This is a genomic window from Bacillus xiapuensis (genome assembly GCF_002797355.1).
Lineage (GTDB): Bacteria > Bacillota > Bacilli > Bacillales > Domibacillaceae > Bacillus_CE > Bacillus_CE xiapuensis.
In genome coordinates, this window is record NZ_KZ454939.1 from 1,875,022 (window position 1) to 1,893,529 (window position 18,508).

Below are 18,508 nucleotides of genomic sequence, written 5' to 3' on the forward strand. Positions count from 1 at the left end.
TCCTCTTAGATCGATCCAATCATTTGAAACATCGGCAGCATCACCGATAAATAGATGGCCACTACAATGCATCCGACAAACAGAAAAATAGCCGGCTGCAATAAGGCCAGAGCTTTTTTTATTTTTTGTTCAATCAGGTTTTCGCAAAAATGGCTATAAATCATGAGCTCATCCGCTAAGCGGCCATTAGCCTCACCATGGCGAAGAAGCTTGCTAAGCTGGCGCTCAAAGCACGGGATCCGTTCAGCGGCAGCGGCGAAAGAATCCCCATGCAGCAGATGAGTCTTCATTTCTGATGCAATATAGGTCAAAACTGGATGCATCATCTGTTTCTGCAAAATATAGAGCACTTCATTGACCGCGAAACCACTTTTAAGCAAATAGGAGGTTTCTTTTGCGAACAGGCGTGTAATAAACAATGAAAAATAGGATGAAATCAATGGGGTTTTCATTAAAATGGCGACTTTCCGACGGGGGTTTTGGCGCTGGTAATAGCGGAAAAACAGGAGACTTATAATGAAAGCAACCGTGATAACCGTCACCATCAGAGGGGGAGAAACCTGCAGGAAAGCAATTAAGAAATAGGTGCTCCCTTCAGGAGAATATCCTAGCGTGTCATATAAACTTTCAAATCTCGGCATCAAAAACCGGTTCAGCAGAATCAAAAGCATTAACAGAAGAAATAGCAAAAACAAAGGATATTGCAGCAGCTTCAACAGCTTTTCTTTGGACTGTTCGCTCTTTTTCCATTGATCACCGGCATTGCTGAGCGTTTCCGAAAGATGTCCATGCTTTTCGGCAAAGTATACTTGAAGACAGATCATGGAAGGGAAACGGAGCTTGCGAAGAATTTCGTTCAAAGGCGTGCCCGCATTCAATTCCATGCGCGTTAAACGGATGGAATCATGATGATTGCGGTCAAAGTTCATTAATAGAAACTCCAGCGCAGCACCCATTGTAAATCCTTGCTGAAGCATCTCGCCCAGCCGAAAAATAAATTCACCTTGATGCTTCTTCATTCTCTTCTTCTTCAAATATCCAGCGATCATATTCTTTTTGCGAGAGATATCCAAGGGCAACCCCCTTTCTTAATAAATCTTTCAGCAATGGGTAATAGCAGGTGCTGCTTTCACCTCTTGCTTCATTTAAAACCGCCTGCAGATTCGATCCGCTTAATATTTCGTAAACCGTCGCCTGCGTGCGATTTCGCTTATCCCGGCAAATGCCGGTGCACTCTCCTGCGCAAAAAGGGCAGACGATATTTACCAGGCGCTGCGCAGTGACCGCTACTAGTGATTGCTGAATTTCATGCCACTTCATCCCGAGCTCCAGCAAGCGAAACACAGCGCCTTTGGCATCTCTTGTATGCAGCGTGGTCAAAACAAGATGACCCGTCAGTGCAGCCCTGACCGCGATTCTTGCCGTTTCTTCATCGCGGATTTCTCCCACCATAATCACATCAGGATCATGTCTTAAGATCGCTTTTAATCCTGCGGCGTAAGTCAAGCCGGCTTTTTCGTTCACCTGCACTTGAAGCCATTGATCATTTTGCTTTTCAACAGGGTCTTCCAAAGTGATGACATGGCGCCCATGGATGCTGGCACTATGCTGAATAAGAGAATACAGTGTTGTCGTTTTGCCGCTGCCCGTCGGCCCGGTAAGGATCATTAATCCATGTGAATGGGAAAGCAGAGCGAGGAGTTTATGAGCAGAACCGGGGAAAAGAGAAAGTTTTAGCATATCGAGGAAGCCTTTTTGCGGAAGCAGACGAAGAACAAGACTTTCTTTGGAGAGTGCGGTTGGCAAAGTGGAAATGCGTAAGGACATCATGAAACCGGAAAGTTCCAGCAGGAAGGAACCGCTTTGCGGCCTGCGCTTTTCACCGATATCCATTGATGCCATAAATTTAATATGGGAAATTAACCGTTCCCCTTCTCTGACAGAAAACTCAGCATGAGGGATTAATTGACCCAAGGAGCGAAACTGCACTGCATAGGCATGGGGGTGAGGCACAAGGTGAATATCCGTCGAGTCATGCGTTACCGCTGCATGAACCAGTTCTTCCACCACCTTTTCCATTTCCATTATTCGTCATTTCACCACCTTTCCATCGGCTCATTCACTTATTCGACAGATGTAATAAAACTCCTTTTTTTGATTGCATGTTTTTTATTATTTTCGCCGCTTGCCGGATGCGGCGCGGGAATATACTATTTCTCATATCACGTTAGAGCGCTGGTTTTATACGCATGCGCCTGAACAGTTCGCGGAAAAAGAGGCTTGATGCCTTTGTGTTGATGAATTGGCACTATGCAAAAGACATTTATGCGCCAAGTGTGAAATGCGGAGACCGGCCGTGTATCAGAGATTGTACCGCGCCGTGATCAAACGGCGATTTTCCCCGCTTTAGTGAAATGACCGGAAAGATTCAAACAGTGGCCAGTGATTTCGCCTGTGCCATGGCGAAGGCGATTCAATCGGTGCATCCGGCAGCTGTTCAAACTTCGATTCATAAGGTTGAGTCATTATGAATCTCTGAGTGGAGCAGAAAGGACAAAGCGTGTTTAAAATGATGACTGGACATGAAATATGTCTAGAAAAACGAAAGAACGGGTAAAGAATAAATAGCCAAAACGAACAGGAGGTCATTTAATGAAGGATCATATTATAGGCGTATACGAAAATGAACAACAAGCGGCTGAAGCGGTAAAAGATTTAAAAAAGAAAGGCTATACCGTTGAAGAAATTTCAGTTATCGCCAAAAATGCAAAAGAATCATCTGATATCACAGAGGAAGCAAAACCCTCTGCTAAAGACGGAGCCATTGCCGGAGCTACAACTGGAGGGGCCATCGGCATAGCGAGCGTGGTAGCAGGGCTATCCACTGTATTAGTGCCCGGACTCGGCGCTTTACTGGCAGCTGGCCCTATTATTACAACCATTGGAGGAGCGGTCGTGGGGGCCAGCTCTGGAGCAGGCGGATTAAAGCATGCCCTTATGGAAATGGGTGTTCCAGATGAGGAAGCTGAACGTTATTCTGATGATGTTCAGAATGGCAAATTCCTAGTATTTCTTCAGCCTAAAACGTAATATCAGCAAGGAACCGCTATTATATGAATAAATTATAGAGATAGGCAGAAACTAGTGACAGGAATCTTAAATGGACCATAGCCAAGCGGTAAGGCAACGGACTTTGACTCCGTCATGCGCTGGTTCGAATCCAGCTGGTCCAGTTTACTGAACATGCCGATAAGCGAACCTTCAATCTTTCCTCTTTGCTGCTGTAAAAAGAACCAAGGCTATATCGCAATATTCTCTTGCCACGCTTTTATTACCTGCATCGTATAGCCCGGACGAATCAGCCGCTTAAACTTTTAGGTCCCCACTCCATACTTGAGAGGGAGTCTTGCGGCATCTTGCAAGCGAATAAATTGTTTGATTGTCACAGAAGGTATGACTTTTATCATTTCGAACATCTTCATAGTTGTTTATAATAGGGGTACTATCCAACATAAAGGTGATTGAAATGGAACAAACATTAAAATTGACTGCAACATTGGCTGATTCTACACGCTTTTCGATCTATCAGTATATGGTTCAGCACCAAAAAGAATTTTCTGTCCAAGATATCGCGACCCAATTCCACATTCATCCTAATGTGGCACGCCTTCACCTCTCCAAACTGGAGGATATCCAGGTCATCAAGTCACACTTAAACAAATCCGGGAAAGGCGGGCGGCCCGGAAAGCTTTATAGAACAGCTGACAAGGCGATTCAATTATCTTTTCCGCACCGGGATTACCAGCTTCTTGCCAACATTTCTTTAGCAGCTCTTTCCTCTTTAGGCCAGGAGGGCGTGAAAGCGGCTGAAAAAGCCGGGCGTGCTTTTGGATTGAAAAATATTCAGCAAAGAACGGACGCCCAGCGAATGTTAACGAGAGATGAGAAACTCCAGCATTTGCAAGAATTATCCTTTATGACCGGTTCCGTCCCCGTCGTTGAAGAGACTGGCGATCATATCCAAGTTCATTTTTCGCTTCATAATTGTCCCTTCAAAGAATCTTTGGAGGACCACGGAGAGCTGATTTGCCGGATTCATATGGCATTTCTGGAAGGAGCCTTGACCGGACTGTTTAACAGCGTTTCATTTGAAATGGAGGAAAACTTAGCTCAAGGCTGTAAAGAATGCAAGTACCATGCCGTCATTGAATATGATTAAACAAACGTTTACAATTTCATGATCTTTCCATTATAATAGGATATTGATGGAGTGTTACACAAAGGAGGGGATACATAGTGGATCGCATGTTCCGTGTACTAGCATTTTGGACTGGGATTTTTTCAGTGATGTTCTATCTTGGCCACATGAATATTACTGCGCTTATTTTCTTAGGTCAAACGGGGTTCTTTTTGCTTTTAGGCTATTTAAAATTAACTGAACGGATGTACATTTATGTGTTCGCAGCGTATTTAACTGTATTCTTTGCCGGATTCACCTACTGGACAACATTCATGATGACTCCGGGAGCGGCCCAATAAACGGCACGCTATTCAACCGCCCCTTACTATTTTAGGGACGGTTTTTTTGTGTGCAAAAAAGAAATCCATTTAGCTTTGCATTAGAATCCATTTAAGAATGGGTTGCTCTCCATTTCCGCTCCAATAGCAGTAGCCGGCCCGTGTCCAGGAAGAACGACGGTTTCTTCTGGAAGAGTCAGCAGATGCTGATGGATGCTTTCGATCAGCTGATCATGGTTTCCTCTATGCAGATCGGTTCGTCCAATACTCCCCATAAATAATGTATCTCCGGCAAATACGACGTTTCCTTCTGCAAAATAATAAGAAATGCTCCCTGGAGAATGTCCCGGAGTATGGAGCAAACGAAAATGAAAGCCGCCGATTGACAAGCTTTTTTCATCTGTTAGATAATAGTCAGCCGGCTTTTGCGTAACCTTTCCCATCCGAAAAAAAGCTGAGCCATTTAATTGCGGATTTTCCATCCATCCTTCTTCTTCCTTGTGTAAATAAACCGGAATGCGAAAAGCATTGCGCACATCATCCACCGCTCCGATGTGATCAAAATGAGCATGCGTCAGTAAAATAGCTAAAGGAGTTAAACTATTCGCTTTTAACCACTCGATCACCCTTCTTCCATCTGAGCCAGGATCAAAAATAACGCACTCCTGCTGATCATTTGCAAGCACATAACAATTCGTTTGCAATATACCTAATGGCAATTGAGTCCAATTCATCTTTTCAGCCTACCTTTTCTCTGGGATACTCTTATCGTACCAATCATTTGCCCGTTTTTAAAGAGCGATCATTTTTCAGCTCGACAAAGACTTCAAAAAATTATAAAATGGAAAGGAATAGCATTGTTTCTACATAGACATTATCAATCCTGCTATTGATGAATGGATAAAGAAAGGGGTTTGACAATGAACGGCTTAGTGATTATCTTCGGACTAGTAGCTATCCTTGCCGTGTTCAGCACGTTAAGCGCTTTAAAGAACAAGAACATTTTGGGAATTCTTTTCGGTCTGGGAACGGTTGGTGTATTCGGCTGGTTTACAGTCATGACATTTATTCATAGCGGTTATCCTGGCGCCAGTTAAATAGCCTGCTGCTGCCGCTAACACAAAAGGGGCTTGGGCTTATAAGCCTCTAAAGTAAGAACGCGGAGAGATAAACAACTCGGTTTTCTCTCCGCGTTCTTTCGTTGTGAGCGGGTCTCCTGAAGATGTTCGGTCTTGCCCGCCAATTTCAGGAAGCAGCGGGCTTTTGCATTAGGTGCCGGCATTGAGCAAAGCGGCAATACATATGTTTCTTGTGGCGATATAAATCTCCTCCAGCTGGGTTAATGGGAGGGGATTGCACCCTTTCCCCAGCTCAATTGTAAATCCCGGACGCTGAAACTCCTGAATAAACCAATCCTTATAGCCGGCATGACTGTCGATAAAGCGAACCGCTTGATAGCCGCTCACCCGTTCAAATATTTCTGCGAGAAGCCTTGACTCCTCCGGCTCATTTCCTTCGTATCCCCAATAAAATTCCGCTCCTTGTGTATGAAAAGCTGCCATGAGGTCAAATTGCTCTCTCTGCTGCAGTTTAGCCATCGCGATCGCTTCTGGCTCACTTAATGGCCGCTCTCCCGGATAATCGCGGGGAGCCGGTGATTTAGGCTCTTTCCTCTCCTTTTCAATGTCCCAATTAGCCGGAAACTGATTGTTTAAATCCACCCCTCGGATATTGGCTTTCCACCCATCAAATTGCTCAACCTCACCATTTATCGCTTTCACTTGCTGTTCGTTTGCCGCCGATGGCCCATTGATCACGAGCTCCACACCATCGGGATTAACCATGGGAACGACAGATAAGGATGCCTCGCTCCATAATTTCTTGGCGAGGACCCAGCCAATGCTTGAGCCGCTTGCCAATGCTTGAGCATATTCTTTAATAAATGAGACAAGCACAGAAGAAGTGATCCATTCATTCGCATGAAATGAACCGTTAAAATGAAGTTTTTTCGTACCTTCCCCAATTCGAATCTCCCAAATCGGCCGCCCTTCTACACTCCTTCCAATCTCCTCTGTTTGAATAAAAGAATATAACCGGCTTAACTCCTCAATATCATCCGATAACTCTCTGAAATCATAAGGCCTATAACTTAAAATAGACATATCTTCCCTCCTTGCTGCACATCATCCTTTCAATCTATGCATTTGCCGCTCCATGATATGACTCCGGCTGCTCTTCAAGGATTCCATACTAAAAAACTTTCCAATTATCAATGTATCTCAAATCAGAACATGGATGAATGGTTCCGTGAGAATGAAGTCCACAGATTTAATCAGCCGATTGGAAAGCAATACAAGCATAGATATTGAGCTAAGTCTTTGAGTGGTGACGAAAAGAAAAAACACCAGGCAAGTTATTTATAACTGAAGTTTGAAGAAAGAAGCTGATTGGGAACAAGGTATGTATCGTAAACACTTGATTTCCTACGGTGGAATTTTGAAAAAACACATAAGGAATTAAACCTTAATGACATTGAAAACGGTAATTTAATTCATACCGTTGATGACGAAGAAATTAGTGAAAATACCTATAGCATACTAGCTTATTGGAACTGGGAATGTCAAAATTACATTATAATGGACATTGAGTAACAATGGATTGAGATGAGCACATAGTTTAACAGCTAAAAAATATAGATAAGGCATGAATCTATGAAAAAATACATTCAATAAAAGAAGGTGGCTCATAAGATGGTTAAAAAAATAGGAATTACTCTTTTAATTTTGTTGGTTTTATTAATTGGTATTTTTGGATACATTGCTTATAAGAAAAATGAGGTAAAAAATGCGGTGGAAGATTATTTGATCAATGAAGAACAGGTAAAAAAAGAAGATATATTAACATTGGAACCGTTTATAGCAAATTTAAGCGGGGATAAAAACTATTTAGTGCTTGTTCAAATAAAGAATGATGAGAAAAAATATTATTATTTTAAAGATACAAAAAAAATAAAGTATTATTAGAGTCCTATACTCTAAACGGAGAAGAGCATGTACTCAATTAAAAAGAGGCACTTTGCCTCTTTTTAATTGACCATATAATTGACCATATATTATCTACATCAGAAAATTTGAATATGTAGAGTGCCATTCAATCTCTTTTGAGCAGGTGGATCAATAGATGAAGCATTACAATGAAGAGCGTATACAAAAGAAAGTAGGCTGCCATACACCAATAGAGTTTGGTCAAATGGCAGCCTAAGAGGGTGTTTTATTCTTGTCTCAAATCACTTGATTAGCCCAAAATAGCAGCTTTTTATTTTTGCTCTATCTTTTTAGCTGCATCTGGATCATAGAATCGCAGCAAGTCACCGTAAATAATTCGGTCGGAATAATTCAGTTCAGTCGCAGCCTTTTTCATGTACGGCGCACAATATTTCTTATCTGTCGGCTGCTCAGTCGCTTTATCCCAGCATTTATCGCCAGCGTATACATAATCCTTCGTTACGAAGCGTCCATCGCGGAAAACCGCTAAGTTCTTATGATCTTCGGATAACAAGTCTTGTCCGAGCTGCAAATCATCCTTCGTTTGAATACCGAGCAAGTGAAGAAGAGTTGGACGCATGTCTAATTGGCCGCCAACACTATCAATCACTCTGCCTTTTAAGCCCGGCACATGTACGATAAACGGCACCTTCTGCAATTGAGCAGACACAAACGGCGTCACTTCTTTTCCTAAATATTGACTCATCGCTTCATTATGATTCTCTGATATTCCATAATGGTCACCGTATAAGACAATTACAGAATTCTCATACAGACCGGCTTCTTTTAATTTTTCCACAAAACGTTTTAACGCTTCATCCGTATACCGGACTGTGACGAAATAACGATTCAATGTTCCGGAGTTAGAAGTGAATTCATCAATGAATTTATCCTCTTCATCATAATAAAACGGGTGATGATTCGTTAAAGTAATCATTTTGGAATAGAAAGGCTTTGGCATTTTTTTCATATGCTCCACAGACTGTTCAAAGAACGGCTGATCCTTCATTCCCCAGTTTACACTGTTCTCATCGTTAATTTCGTAATCTCCCGCTTCATAAAAGCGCTCATACCCAAGAGACTTGTACATAATGTCGCGGTTCCAAAAGCTTTTGTTATTCGCATGCATTGCATTTGAATAGTAACCGTTTTGATCCAGCTTCTCAGCCATCGAATTATATTCGTTGCCTGAATGCGTAAAGAAAACGGCCCCGCGGCTCAATGGATATAGAGAGTTTTCTACAAGAAACTCCGCATCAGACGTTTTTCCTTGTCCGGTTTGATGGTAAAAGTTAGTAAACTGCAGACTTTGTTTGGCAAATTGATTCATAAACGGAGTGATCTCCTGACCGTTTACTTTATTGTTCAGCACAAACTGCTGCGTGGATTCCACAGACACTAAAATTAAGTTTTTCCCTTTCGCTACCCCGAACAAGTCATCTTTCGGCTTAGCATAATTAGCAGCTGAGTAGTTTTTAATATCCGCCAGCTCACTTCCATCTGCTAGCGCGCGCTGTGCAGATGATTTAGATTGCAGCAGCACATCATAGACATGATAGTTAAATGTACCAATATTCTTTACTAGCATTTCACGGTCAAATGTTCTGGTCAGCAGCTGCGGACGCTCAATTTCAGATAGTCCTAGATTCAAAAACAGCGTAGCAATCGCCGTTAAAAAGAAAGCGCGGCGATTCATCTTTGTCATAGGGCGAAAAGCAATGAACTTCGGCTTTACTTTTAAGATGATCGCCAATAAAATGATATCTGCAAAGTAAAAGATATCATACCACTTAAATTCTTCGGTGACACTATTGCCTAAATCTGCAAAGTTGCTCGTTTGGAAAAGCAATGGCATCGTAATAAAGTCATTGAAAAATCGATAGAATACTACATTTGCATAAAGCAAGATTGTCAGTATAAAGCTTGTAATGAGCACATAACGATTTCTAGCTTTATCGCTTTTAAACAGCAAGCTTACTCCTAAAGCAAGCATGATAAAGCTCAATGGATTGATGAATAGTATAAACTCTTGCAATGTATTTTCAATATCCATTTGAAAGCTTGTTTTATAAGTAATGTAGGTTTTTAACCACAAGAACAGAACAGCAACAGCAATCAATGTTACGTTGTTGCGTAAGGTTCCTTTCATTCAATACCCTCCTTATACATCCCTTCCATCAAAATTGCCTTTTTCGCTTATAATTGTAAAAAACATCATAGATAATCTTAATACTTTTTTTACAAAAAAGCAAACTAGACAATAAATAGATTTTATAAAATGGGAGTTTGGGGAGGGTTTCCACCTTTTTATAGGAAACAATACGTGCAATAGGACTTTCTTCCGTATGCAAGATGCCTTAGGACTTCTTCTTTACGTCTGAAGCCGGGAATCAAAAGACTAAAAGGGGGATCATGCCATCTAAATGCCCAACTCATTCAAGCCTGCACGTTGACTTTGTGATAATCGCCTTTGTGCTTCTTTTCAGCAGCGGGGAATGAGAGAATACATCCGCTGTTTGGCATTAAAAATGAAACGGTCTTCCTAAAAAGATTTGTCTTTTTAGGAAGACCGTTTCAATACCGCGGACATTATGCCTTTGACTGTTTAGTGAGCATTTTCTTTTTAATCAGCCAGGCGGCTCCAATCACTCCGGCCTGGTTTCCGAGAACTGCCAGATCGATCGCCGTTGTAGCTTTCACAGGTTCAAATGCAAATTCTTCAAAATAGCTTCTTATAGATTGAAGCAAAGGCGCCCCGGCCTTCGAAACTCCCCCGCCAATCACGATTTTCTCCGGATTCAAGGAATTTCCAAGATAAGATAAAGCTAAGCCGAGATAGCGGCAGCAGTGGTCGATCACTTGTTTGGCCACTTTGTCTCCTTCATTTGCTGCTTGAAAAACATCTCGTGAATTAAAAGATCTTTTTTCCCGCAGCACCGAGGCCTCCGTTGTCGCTTGCAGCTGCTTGTTGGCCAGCCTGACGAGACCAGTAGCAGAGGCCACCGTTTCCAAACAGCCGCTTTTTCCGCAGTTACACCTTTCTCCATCTTCTAAAACGACGGTCACATGGCCTATTTCACCGGCCACACCGCCTTTTCCTCTTACAATTTCTCCATTAGCTATGATTCCGCCGCCAACGCCCGTTCCCAGAGTGACGCATACAAGGTCGCGCGCACCTGCCCCGGCCCCTTTCCACATCTCGCCGAGAGCGGCACATTTTGCGTCGTTTTCTACGGCAACCGGAAGCTTACTTTCTTTTTCCAGCCGTTCCTTTATAGGGTAATTGGGATCCCATCCTAAGTTCACAGCTGTCAGCATCACGCCCTCATCACTTATAGGCCCCGGAGCCCCCATTCCGATCCCGATAATGCGCTCCTTGGACACATTCATTCGTTCAAGCTGGCGGTGAATCGACTTCACAATATTTGCGATTATTCTCTTTCCTTTGTCCGATGTGTCCGTTGGAATTTCCCAGCAAGCCGCTAGATCACCGCTTTCTGTAATAAAAGCGAGTTTTGTTGTTGTGCCGCCAAGGTCAACAGCAGCAATCCATTGTTCTGCCATGCTTATCACCTATTTTTTTTGTCTTTTTCTTTTTGAATTTCATGACGCAATAATAAAAGAGCCATTTGAAATTCCTTTGGATCTACTAATTGGGAATGATGCAGCTCTCTTAGCTCCGCTTCCATCAGCTGCAGATCCGCCAAGCGGTCTCCTATATAAACAAACACACCAAATCGTTTCAATAATTGCTGGACATCCCAAATCGTTCTCAACTTATCCACCTGCCTTCTGCTCTTTCCTTCAAACGGCTTATTGATGAAAGCCGAGATAAAGAACCCCCGCGGTTATACCGACCGCTGCTGCCAAGAAGGCCAGCTGCTGACCGCGCCGTCCTTGCTTCGGCAGATGAACGGTTCCCGCCGCTAAAAAGCCGCCAATTAAACCGCCAATATGCCCGGCATTATCAATTCCCGGCACGGTAAAGCCGAACACAAGGTTAATGATAATGATAAAAATAACGTTCATCCCCATCGTTCGAAAAAACTGCCGGCGGTGCATCATACCGAAATAAAGCAATGCTCCAAAACAGCCAAATATAGCACCGCTAGCTCCAGCTGACAAATTCATATTTGTTAAAAAGCTCGCGAGCGTTCCTGCAAATCCTGCGAAAATATAAAGAAACAAAAATCGCAGCCGCCCGTAAATTCTCTCAACAACCGTGCCCAGCACATAGAGAGTAACCGTATTCATTAATAAGTGCAATAAACCAATATGCAAGAACATCGGAGTGAAAAAGCGCCACCATTCTCCCTCCAAAATGAGCGGATTATACTTGGCGCCAAATTGAATTAATGTCGCATAGTTGGTGCTTCCCCCGCTCAATTCCATCAATAAGAATACAGCTACTTGAATTCCAATAAACAAATACGAAAAAAAGGGCGCTGCATAATTAAACAGCTGCTTATCCTCTTTATTTTTCTTGATGGAGTAAGCAACCACTGCCCGCTGATAAGCAGCCGCTTCCCCGTCTGAGCATGCTTCAAAAAAATCAGGCGCCAGCTTGCCGGGAAAGAAGCGATCCAACTGATGGCGAGCTTGAACCGTTTGATCCTGACTATATAAAATGGAGGTTACTTTCGTGCGCTTCCCTTTTGGAAAATAAAAAGGAGCTTTCATATGCCGTTCGTAATCATCTACTGGGGGATGAGGAGATAGGTAAATATTCAAAACGGTTAAATTTCTTTTTCCCAGCTGTTTGCGCACGCTCTCTCCCTGTGCTGAAACCCGCTGAATATCGCGGCGCAGGCGGTTCCCCCATGTCAGATCCTCCTGTATGATGCGAATCAGCTGAGCGGATTTATTTGAAAGGTTTTCAAGAAAGATTTCTTGTCTATCTTCAAACAGGCGAATCATTTGATAATCCTGTTCCACGACTAAAAAATAGGTCAGCTTCCAAAACAGGTTGCTTTCTGCAGAACTCATCTCATCACTGCCTTTGTCCAAACATTCTCCCTCCTACTATAACGAAAGAGAAAAGCAGCTGTAAAGCCCGGACGCTGCATTCTTTCTTTAATCCTGATCAAAAGCTGTTTCATTCGCACCGCGCCGGCTCACATTGAACCAGCCCCGCTTCTGTTACCAGCTTTTGAACCGGCAGATCATGCTTCTCCACTGGAAGATCCTGAATCATTTGCTGAGAAAAGGCAAGAGATATACTAGCGCCTGTATACGCGGCCAGAAAGCGGTCATAATATCCGCCGCCAAAGCCGAGCCGGTATCCTTTCTTATCAAATGCCAAGCCCGGTACGATGAGAAGATCGATGTCAGCATCATCGACTGGGCAGGTTTTGGCAGGATCCGGTTCAAATAAGCCAAAATAAACCGTTTCCAATTCACAAAAGGAGATGAGTTCATAAAAGGTCATGCTTCGATTAGCTGAGTTGCATTTCGGCACCGTTATTTGCTTTCCTTCCTCCCATCCCCGTTTAATGATCTGCCAAGTATCGACTTCCGGCATACGGGACACTGTGATGCCTATTACGCGGGCTTTTTTCCATTCTTCCAGCGCAAATAATCTCCGGGCTATTTGAAAGGAGAGCTGCTCATAAACGAGCTTGTTGATCTTCCCAAGCTTGTTCTTCATTTGCTGGCGCACTCTTTTTTTATCCATCACGTTCCGTCCTTTCCCATTTCCGTACAATACTGAACAAAAAAACAGCAGGAAAAAAATCCTGCTGTTTACTTCGTTTCACGGTGTGTAGTCATACGCTTTTCTCTTGGACAATACTTTTTCAGTTCAAGACGATCAGGGTTGTTACGTTTATTTTTTTTCGAAATATAGTTACGATCACCGCATTCCGTGCATGCTAATGTGATATTTACGCGCATCCTTTTATCCCTCCAAACTTTCCAATACAATTGTATCTTCTTTACGACTTTTCTATAATATCACTTTTTTTTTGTAAAATCCAGTCTGTTTTTTTACTGTTCATGAGTTTTCAAAAGCCGCTGCCGGCTTTGGGCGGAGGGGCAGTTAGATGAAAGAGTATACGCCAAATGAAACCGCTGAAAAAAATGAGAGTAAAAGCCGCCGGCTGGAAGGAGAGCCGGCTGGACTGGTGTTCTGACTCCTGGTATTCCCTTTCTAAGATGTCTTTCGGCCATCCAGTACTGAAATGGAGTCCCGACATCCTGCCAATAAGCATCCGTCTGGTAAACGAAAATCCTTTGATGGTCTTTCATAAGAAGCGGGAACAGCTCTTTAGCAAAATCCACTTTCCCGAAAAATGGATAACGCTGAAATAATTCAGGCTCAATAATATATATGCCCGTATTCACCAAATAACTGAAAATATGTTCTTTTGACGGCTTCTCGCAAAAATCGATTAGGCGGCCGGAATCGTCCGTTAAACAAATGCCCAGTCCCTCCACCGACTTCTTCTCAACGGCCGCCAAAGTGAACAGCGCTTGATTGGCGTTATGAAAACGAATCGCCTGCTCAAGTGAAAGATTTGTCAGCGAATCGCCGCTGATCACAACGGCGGGCTCCTGGAAGAGTTCCCTATGACGGAACAGGCTTCCTGCCGTTCCAAGCGGATCCTTTTCCTCTATATAAGAAAGATGCATGCCAAAGCGGGAGCCGTCACCAAAATACTCGATGATGGTTTCTTTTTTATAGCAAACGGTCAGAATAACCTCATAAATCCCCTGTTTCTTTAGCAGCTCCAGGTTATATTCCAGCAGCGGTTTGTTCAATAGCGGAATCATCGGCTTCGGCAGCGAATTTGTAAATGGCTTAAGCCTTTCTCCCTTCCCTCCCGCTAAAATGACTCCTTTCATATAAACACCCCTTCCATCTTTTGTTTCACAACGGATCGGTCGTAGACGCGCTTGGTCTGGCTGCTGATTCGCGGCCAGCTATATACATCGCGGGCCAATCGATACCCCTTTCGCTCCATTCGTTCTTTCAGCTCATGATCGCGCATCAGGCGCTCCAGTTGCTTCTGTAAACTTTGAACATCCCCCGGTGTAAACAGCAGGCCAGTCTCTTCATGGATCACAAATGACTTCAGTCCTCCTGTGCAGGAAGCGACGACCGGTTTTTGCGCGGCCATCGCTTCTAGTGCCACAATGCCGAATGGTTCATACAAGCTCGGAAATACCGCCGCTTCGCATTCCAGAAATAGCCGCCGTCTCTCTTCATCAGAAACAAAACCGATAAAATGCACGGCGTCTTCTAGCTTTCTTTGTTTCACTTTCTTTCGGAAATGATCAAGCAGCGGGCCTGTTCCAGCAATTATAAATTGAAGATCGTATTTGCCCGAAAGATAAGCCGCCGCTTCTATTAATAGATGAAAGCCTTTCTCTCTTACAATGCGGCCGATTGAAAAGATGTAAGGCTGTTTTTTCTTGTGATCTAATTTTTCTTCCAGCTTCATTTCATCCGTGTTAATCCCGTTCGGAATAATATCAATCTCTTTCTCTTCCTCCAAATACCAGGAGAGCACTTCCTCCTTCATCGGCTGACTGCAAACAATTAGCCTATCGGATTGATCAAACAGACTCTTTTCTTTTTGATAAATAGCGGTTTGCATCTCTGTAAAAATTCCGTTGTTTCTGCCATACTCCGTCGCATGAACCGTTGTGATCAATGGAATTTGGAACAGCTGGCGGCTAACGAGCGCTGCATGACCAACAAGCCAGTCATGCGCATGGATAATCTGTATGCTGTTCTCTCCGATAATCTCTACAGCCTTCCGAAGCAAACAGCCATTTAAATCGGCTATCCAAGTTAAAAAATCAGGCTCACAAGCATGCAGCGGCCCTGTTCGAAAAACATGGACTCCTTCATCTGTCTCGTAAGCGGGTTGGCCCGGACAGGCAGCTGTTACTACATATACCTCTACCTCTTGATAGCAAAGGGCTTTGCTCAAATCATGAACATGCCGCGATAGACCTCCTACGATCCTTGGCGGATACTCCCAAGTAAGCATAAGAACTCCCTTCTTCTCTTGCCTTAACCAGTGGCTGTTCCGTTGCTTTTCCCGCAGCGAAAGCCCGTCAGCTATCAGCAGCCGTTTGCTTCGCTGGCCAATATAATCATAATCGCATTCATCACGAATTATTCCTTCATATATATAGCTGAAGGCATCACAACAATTCATCTGCTCCTCACGCGGCAAGCGATGAGCGATAGCATACAGATAATGGATCCATTCTTGGATAAGCGCTTCCTTCAAGAACCTTTCTTCATCGGGGAGCCGTTCTTCCAGCAAAGCAAGCTTTTCTTCCATTTGAAAGGCAGCCGCTGAATGTTCAGCGGCTTCATCATTCAATAAGCATCCGCCTTTATTCAGATGAAAGTAACTGAAAGGAATGTGGACACAGCTTTCTATGTGTGTCCTTTTGGTTAGCCGCTGCTCAGGCAAGCGGTTCAGCAATTGACTGAAAAACGCCTGCCGGTCCGCAGCTATTTGAGCGAACACAGGGAAATGGAATTCGGACATTTGTTCTATTTCTTCAATTTGCGCGACCGGACAAACACCCATTCCATAGACAGTTTGGCAAATGCCTCCTTTCTTGAGCACTTCATCTGAAAATACTTCATGAGATAAAAATAGGTATTTCACTCCGAACGGTTGAAGAATGCGCTCAATTCCAGCAGCATATGCGCCTCGGGGCAGCCATATGCTTTCAGGCGCGGACTGAAAAGCCGCTTGCCATATTTGGAGGGTTTTTTCTAGTTGAATCTCCATAGCGGCGGCTGACTGCAGGACAGTGAGAGGATAGTCACTGATAGCGGAAGGATAAGCCTTCAGCTTTCCTTGTCTTATGTAGAATCGGAAAGCGTGAATCAATTGTCCGTCCCAATGATTCCATTGTTCAAACAGCGCCTGTTTTGCTGGATCATTCGCTTCCGGCTGGCTTTTTGCCAAAAGATCCGCCGCCAACATTTGAAATGAATCGGACTCCAGCCACTTAACAATTAACGGATTCAATACGATTCCAATCTTCTGGCCGGCTTTCAGCTGGCTAAGCACATGTATAACACCCAAATATTCCTCTAAAACGGATTGCAAGTAGGAAGGCGCTTCTTCCTTATGAAATAAATGGAAAGGACGATAGGGAACAGATGGCTGAATAATAACAGGAACTTGAACGTCACTCATACTTTTCCTCCAATGAATGTTCATAGTAAGTGTACGTACTCGCGTGCTCTACCCAAAGCGGCCTTTCTGTCTCTTGATTTTTAAACTTTTCCATAGCTGGAAACATCGTCTGGTATTGGTCTGGACGTTCATATGGTGTGTGAATAGGGTGGGAACGCAGTAGAGGAAAAAACTCATGATGACAGGTGAAGAATCCCAACTCACATACATATGATCGATTTCTTTTTAGTCCCTTGATAAACCAATGCCGGCTGCTTGCAGGAACCTTGAAACAGTAAGTATGGTGAGCGTTATTGCCATTGAAGAGAATGTCTGTGACATCATACAGACGCAAGTCATATATTTGAAAATCAGCAATTGGATCAAACAGCTCTCCCATCGCCCGAACAAACCATTCTTGCAGCTCCCACTGACAAAATACCCGGTCTTTAGAAACAAGGACAAGTGACAGTTTCCCGGCAGAAAACCCTTCAAGATCTTCATCCTGATAGGAGAACCTTGGATACACGCTGTTTGCTGTTACGTCGTTTTTGTGTTTTTGGAACTTGTTCCATTGATATCGGATTTTCCCAATTGATATTCCTAATAAATCCGAAATATTCTGCAAGGACTTGCCTTCATTTTTTAGTTTAATAATCTCTGCTAACAACCTTCTCACCCTGCTTCAGCATCATTTTAATTCTCCTTCTATTAATCGTAACATTGACCGCCCGGTTCTACAATAAACGCATTTTGTCGGAAAATGACTGCTTCTACGCCTAAATCTAGTAGATTTGCCCTGAATATGATATAAATAACATAGGATCAGTAATCGATGTCGTGAGGTGAACATGTAATATGTACGAACTGATTATAGGACTTGCCTCTGCAGCTCTTCTCCTTTTTCTTTTTTCTTTCTTTCAAAAGGATTCTTATTCTAAATTAGAGAAAGAAGTAGAGGAGCTGTCTATGCAATTTTTGCAGGAAACCTATCAATTAAAGAAAAAAATAAAAATCCTGGAAGAAGAGCTTCTGATGGATGATTCGTTTGAAAACAGCGAAGCAAAAACGAGCACTCCCTTGAGCCAGCCGAGTGTAAACGCCATCCTCAAAAATCAAGTCATCTCTTTATACAACCAAGGAGCGAACCTAAACAGCATCGCGCAGCAGTCTTCGCTTTCCCTAGAGCAAGTCAAAAAAATTCTAAAGCCTTATATGAATCAAGCAAGGGGAGGATGGCATGAGTAAACAAACAACGAGAGCTTTTGCTGCTGGTCTGCTGAGCGCTTCCCTTGCTTTGCTCTCGTATACGATGATCCGTGACGATGAACAGTCAGCGCCATCTGATAAAGAAATGATCACCGAACTAAAGCAAAATGGCTACGTCGTCTATACGAAGGAAGAAGCAAATCAACAAATGAATATGAAACAGCAAGCAGCAGCGGAACCAAAACCAGAGAAAAAAAGCAACAAACAAGAGAAAACGCTTCAAACAAATGAAGCCTTTACCTTGGACATTCAGCCAGGCATGACTTCTTCTGAAATCGGCTCCTTGCTTGAAAAAGCGGGAATCGTTAAAGATGAACATACATTTAATGATTATTTAACGAAAAACGGATATGCAGGAAAGCTGCAAGTTGGCAAGTATACACTTTATCCCTCCATGTCCGCAAAACAAATAGCCATCGTAATCACTACAAAATAGAATAAACAGAAATGCTCCCCATTAAGCAGATAGATATAAAATAAAAACCTGTTTATCAAGGGGAGCTTTTTTATGGATGAAAGTCAATA

At 43.1% G+C, this 18,508-nt stretch carries 20 protein-coding genes and 1 tRNA gene; 8 read left to right on the forward strand and 13 right to left on the reverse strand.

The window, feature by feature from the left end:
• Positions 1 to 5: 5 nt before the first annotated feature.
• Together comGB and comGA are read right to left on the reverse strand one after the other, a co-directional pair.
• Entirely contained in the window at positions 6 to 1,019 is a 1,014-nt protein-coding gene (gene comGB, locus CEF20_RS09340; RefSeq protein ID WP_198508483.1) for a competence type IV pilus assembly protein ComGB, read from the reverse strand.
• Positions 1,000 to 2,085, reverse strand: a complete 1,086-nt coding sequence (comGA, locus tag CEF20_RS09345) for a competence type IV pilus ATPase ComGA (RefSeq protein WP_100331555.1) — start codon at positions 2,083 to 2,085, stop codon at positions 1,000 to 1,002. The genes comGB and comGA overlap by 20 nt, the downstream gene beginning before the upstream one ends.
• Positions 2,086 to 2,652: 567 nt before the next feature.
• Here comGA and CEF20_RS09350 point away from each other — a divergent pair.
• The 4 genes from CEF20_RS09350 (at position 2,653) to CEF20_RS09365 (ending at position 4,539) form a co-directional block, all read left to right on the forward strand.
• Entirely contained in the window at positions 2,653 to 3,090 is a 438-nt protein-coding gene (locus CEF20_RS09350) for a YflT domain-containing protein (protein ID WP_100331556.1), read from the forward strand.
• Positions 3,091 to 3,161: 71 nt separating this feature from the next.
• Positions 3,162 to 3,233: transfer RNA gene (locus CEF20_RS09355), tRNA-Gln, on the forward strand.
• 293 nt (positions 3,234 to 3,526) lie between these two features.
• On the forward strand, positions 3,527 to 4,219 hold the full coding sequence (locus CEF20_RS09360) for a helix-turn-helix transcriptional regulator (protein ID WP_100331557.1): 693 nt from the start codon (positions 3,527 to 3,529) through the stop codon (positions 4,217 to 4,219).
• A 77-nt stretch (positions 4,220 to 4,296) separates the two neighbouring features.
• Entirely contained in the window at positions 4,297 to 4,539 is a 243-nt protein-coding gene (locus CEF20_RS09365) for a DUF2626 domain-containing protein (protein WP_100331558.1), read from the forward strand.
• 80 nt (positions 4,540 to 4,619) lie between these two features.
• Here CEF20_RS09365 and CEF20_RS09370 read toward each other — a convergent pair whose 3' ends face one another.
• Positions 4,620 to 5,252, reverse strand: coding sequence for an MBL fold metallo-hydrolase (locus tag CEF20_RS09370; protein WP_100331559.1), 633 nt, complete (start codon positions 5,250 to 5,252; stop codon positions 4,620 to 4,622).
• A 162-nt stretch (positions 5,253 to 5,414) separates the two neighbouring features.
• Between CEF20_RS09370 and CEF20_RS09375 the strand changes: the two genes are divergently transcribed.
• The gene (locus CEF20_RS09375) at positions 5,415 to 5,615 is read left to right on the forward strand and encodes a DUF2759 domain-containing protein (protein ID WP_232713416.1); all 201 of its coding nucleotides are present in this window, start codon (positions 5,415 to 5,417) and stop codon (positions 5,613 to 5,615) included.
• 171 nt (positions 5,616 to 5,786) lie between these two features.
• On the opposite strand, the gene CEF20_RS09380 is transcribed toward CEF20_RS09375, so the two are convergent.
• Positions 5,787 to 6,680 carry a M14 family metallopeptidase gene (locus CEF20_RS09380; protein ID WP_100331561.1) on the reverse strand — a complete coding sequence of 298 codons (894 nt, stop codon included), beginning with the start codon at positions 6,678 to 6,680 and terminating at the stop codon, positions 5,787 to 5,789.
• Positions 6,681 to 7,268: 588 nt separating this feature from the next.
• Here CEF20_RS09380 and CEF20_RS09390 point away from each other — a divergent pair.
• The gene (locus CEF20_RS09390; protein ID WP_232713418.1) at positions 7,269 to 7,541 is read left to right on the forward strand and encodes a hypothetical protein; all 273 of its coding nucleotides are present in this window, start codon (positions 7,269 to 7,271) and stop codon (positions 7,539 to 7,541) included.
• A 292-nt stretch (positions 7,542 to 7,833) separates the two neighbouring features.
• On the opposite strand, the gene CEF20_RS09395 is transcribed toward CEF20_RS09390, so the two are convergent.
• The 9 genes from CEF20_RS09395 to CEF20_RS09435 all read right to left on the reverse strand — a co-directional run bounded on the left by CEF20_RS09395 (position 7,834) and on the right by CEF20_RS09435 (position 17,384).
• The gene (locus tag CEF20_RS09395) at positions 7,834 to 9,711 is read right to left on the reverse strand and encodes an LTA synthase family protein (RefSeq protein WP_100331562.1); all 1,878 of its coding nucleotides are present in this window, start codon (positions 9,709 to 9,711) and stop codon (positions 7,834 to 7,836) included.
• A gap of 440 nt (positions 9,712 to 10,151) precedes the next feature.
• Complete coding sequence (locus CEF20_RS09400) at positions 10,152 to 11,126, reverse strand: ROK family glucokinase (protein WP_100331563.1); 975 nt, start codon at positions 11,124 to 11,126, stop codon at positions 10,152 to 10,154.
• Between the two features lie 5 nt (positions 11,127 to 11,131).
• Positions 11,132 to 11,338 (reverse strand): YqgQ family protein, encoded by a 207-nt coding sequence (locus CEF20_RS09405; protein WP_100331564.1) that lies wholly within the window; start codon positions 11,336 to 11,338, stop codon positions 11,132 to 11,134.
• A 37-nt stretch (positions 11,339 to 11,375) separates the two neighbouring features.
• Positions 11,376 to 12,569, reverse strand: a complete 1,194-nt coding sequence (locus CEF20_RS09410) for a rhomboid family intramembrane serine protease (RefSeq protein ID WP_232713420.1) — start codon at positions 12,567 to 12,569, stop codon at positions 11,376 to 11,378.
• 88 nt (positions 12,570 to 12,657) lie between these two features.
• Complete coding sequence (locus CEF20_RS09415) at positions 12,658 to 13,236, reverse strand: 5-formyltetrahydrofolate cyclo-ligase (protein WP_100331565.1); 579 nt, start codon at positions 13,234 to 13,236, stop codon at positions 12,658 to 12,660.
• A gap of 68 nt (positions 13,237 to 13,304) precedes the next feature.
• On the reverse strand, positions 13,305 to 13,454 hold the full coding sequence (rpmG, locus tag CEF20_RS09420; protein ID WP_100331566.1) for a 50S ribosomal protein L33: 150 nt from the start codon (positions 13,452 to 13,454) through the stop codon (positions 13,305 to 13,307).
• Positions 13,455 to 13,547: 93 nt separating this feature from the next.
• Complete coding sequence (locus tag CEF20_RS09425; protein ID WP_100331567.1) at positions 13,548 to 14,405, reverse strand: nucleotidyltransferase family protein; 858 nt, start codon at positions 14,403 to 14,405, stop codon at positions 13,548 to 13,550.
• Complete coding sequence (locus CEF20_RS16615) at positions 14,402 to 16,735, reverse strand: glycosyltransferase (RefSeq protein ID WP_198508484.1); 2,334 nt, start codon at positions 16,733 to 16,735, stop codon at positions 14,402 to 14,404. The genes CEF20_RS09425 and CEF20_RS16615 overlap by 4 nt, the downstream gene beginning before the upstream one ends.
• Entirely contained in the window at positions 16,728 to 17,384 is a 657-nt protein-coding gene (locus tag CEF20_RS09435) for a DUF4912 domain-containing protein (RefSeq protein WP_157796241.1), read from the reverse strand. The genes CEF20_RS16615 and CEF20_RS09435 overlap by 8 nt, the downstream gene beginning before the upstream one ends.
• 188 nt (positions 17,385 to 17,572) lie before the next feature.
• Here CEF20_RS09435 and CEF20_RS09440 point away from each other — a divergent pair, with 188 nt between their 5' ends.
• Positions 17,573 to 17,962, forward strand: a complete 390-nt coding sequence (locus CEF20_RS09440; RefSeq protein WP_100331569.1) for a hypothetical protein — start codon at positions 17,573 to 17,575, stop codon at positions 17,960 to 17,962.
• The gene (locus tag CEF20_RS09445) at positions 17,955 to 18,419 is read left to right on the forward strand and encodes an endolytic transglycosylase MltG (protein ID WP_100331570.1); all 465 of its coding nucleotides are present in this window, start codon (positions 17,955 to 17,957) and stop codon (positions 18,417 to 18,419) included. The genes CEF20_RS09440 and CEF20_RS09445 overlap by 8 nt, the downstream gene beginning before the upstream one ends.
• The last annotated feature ends 89 nt before the right edge of the window (positions 18,420 to 18,508 follow it).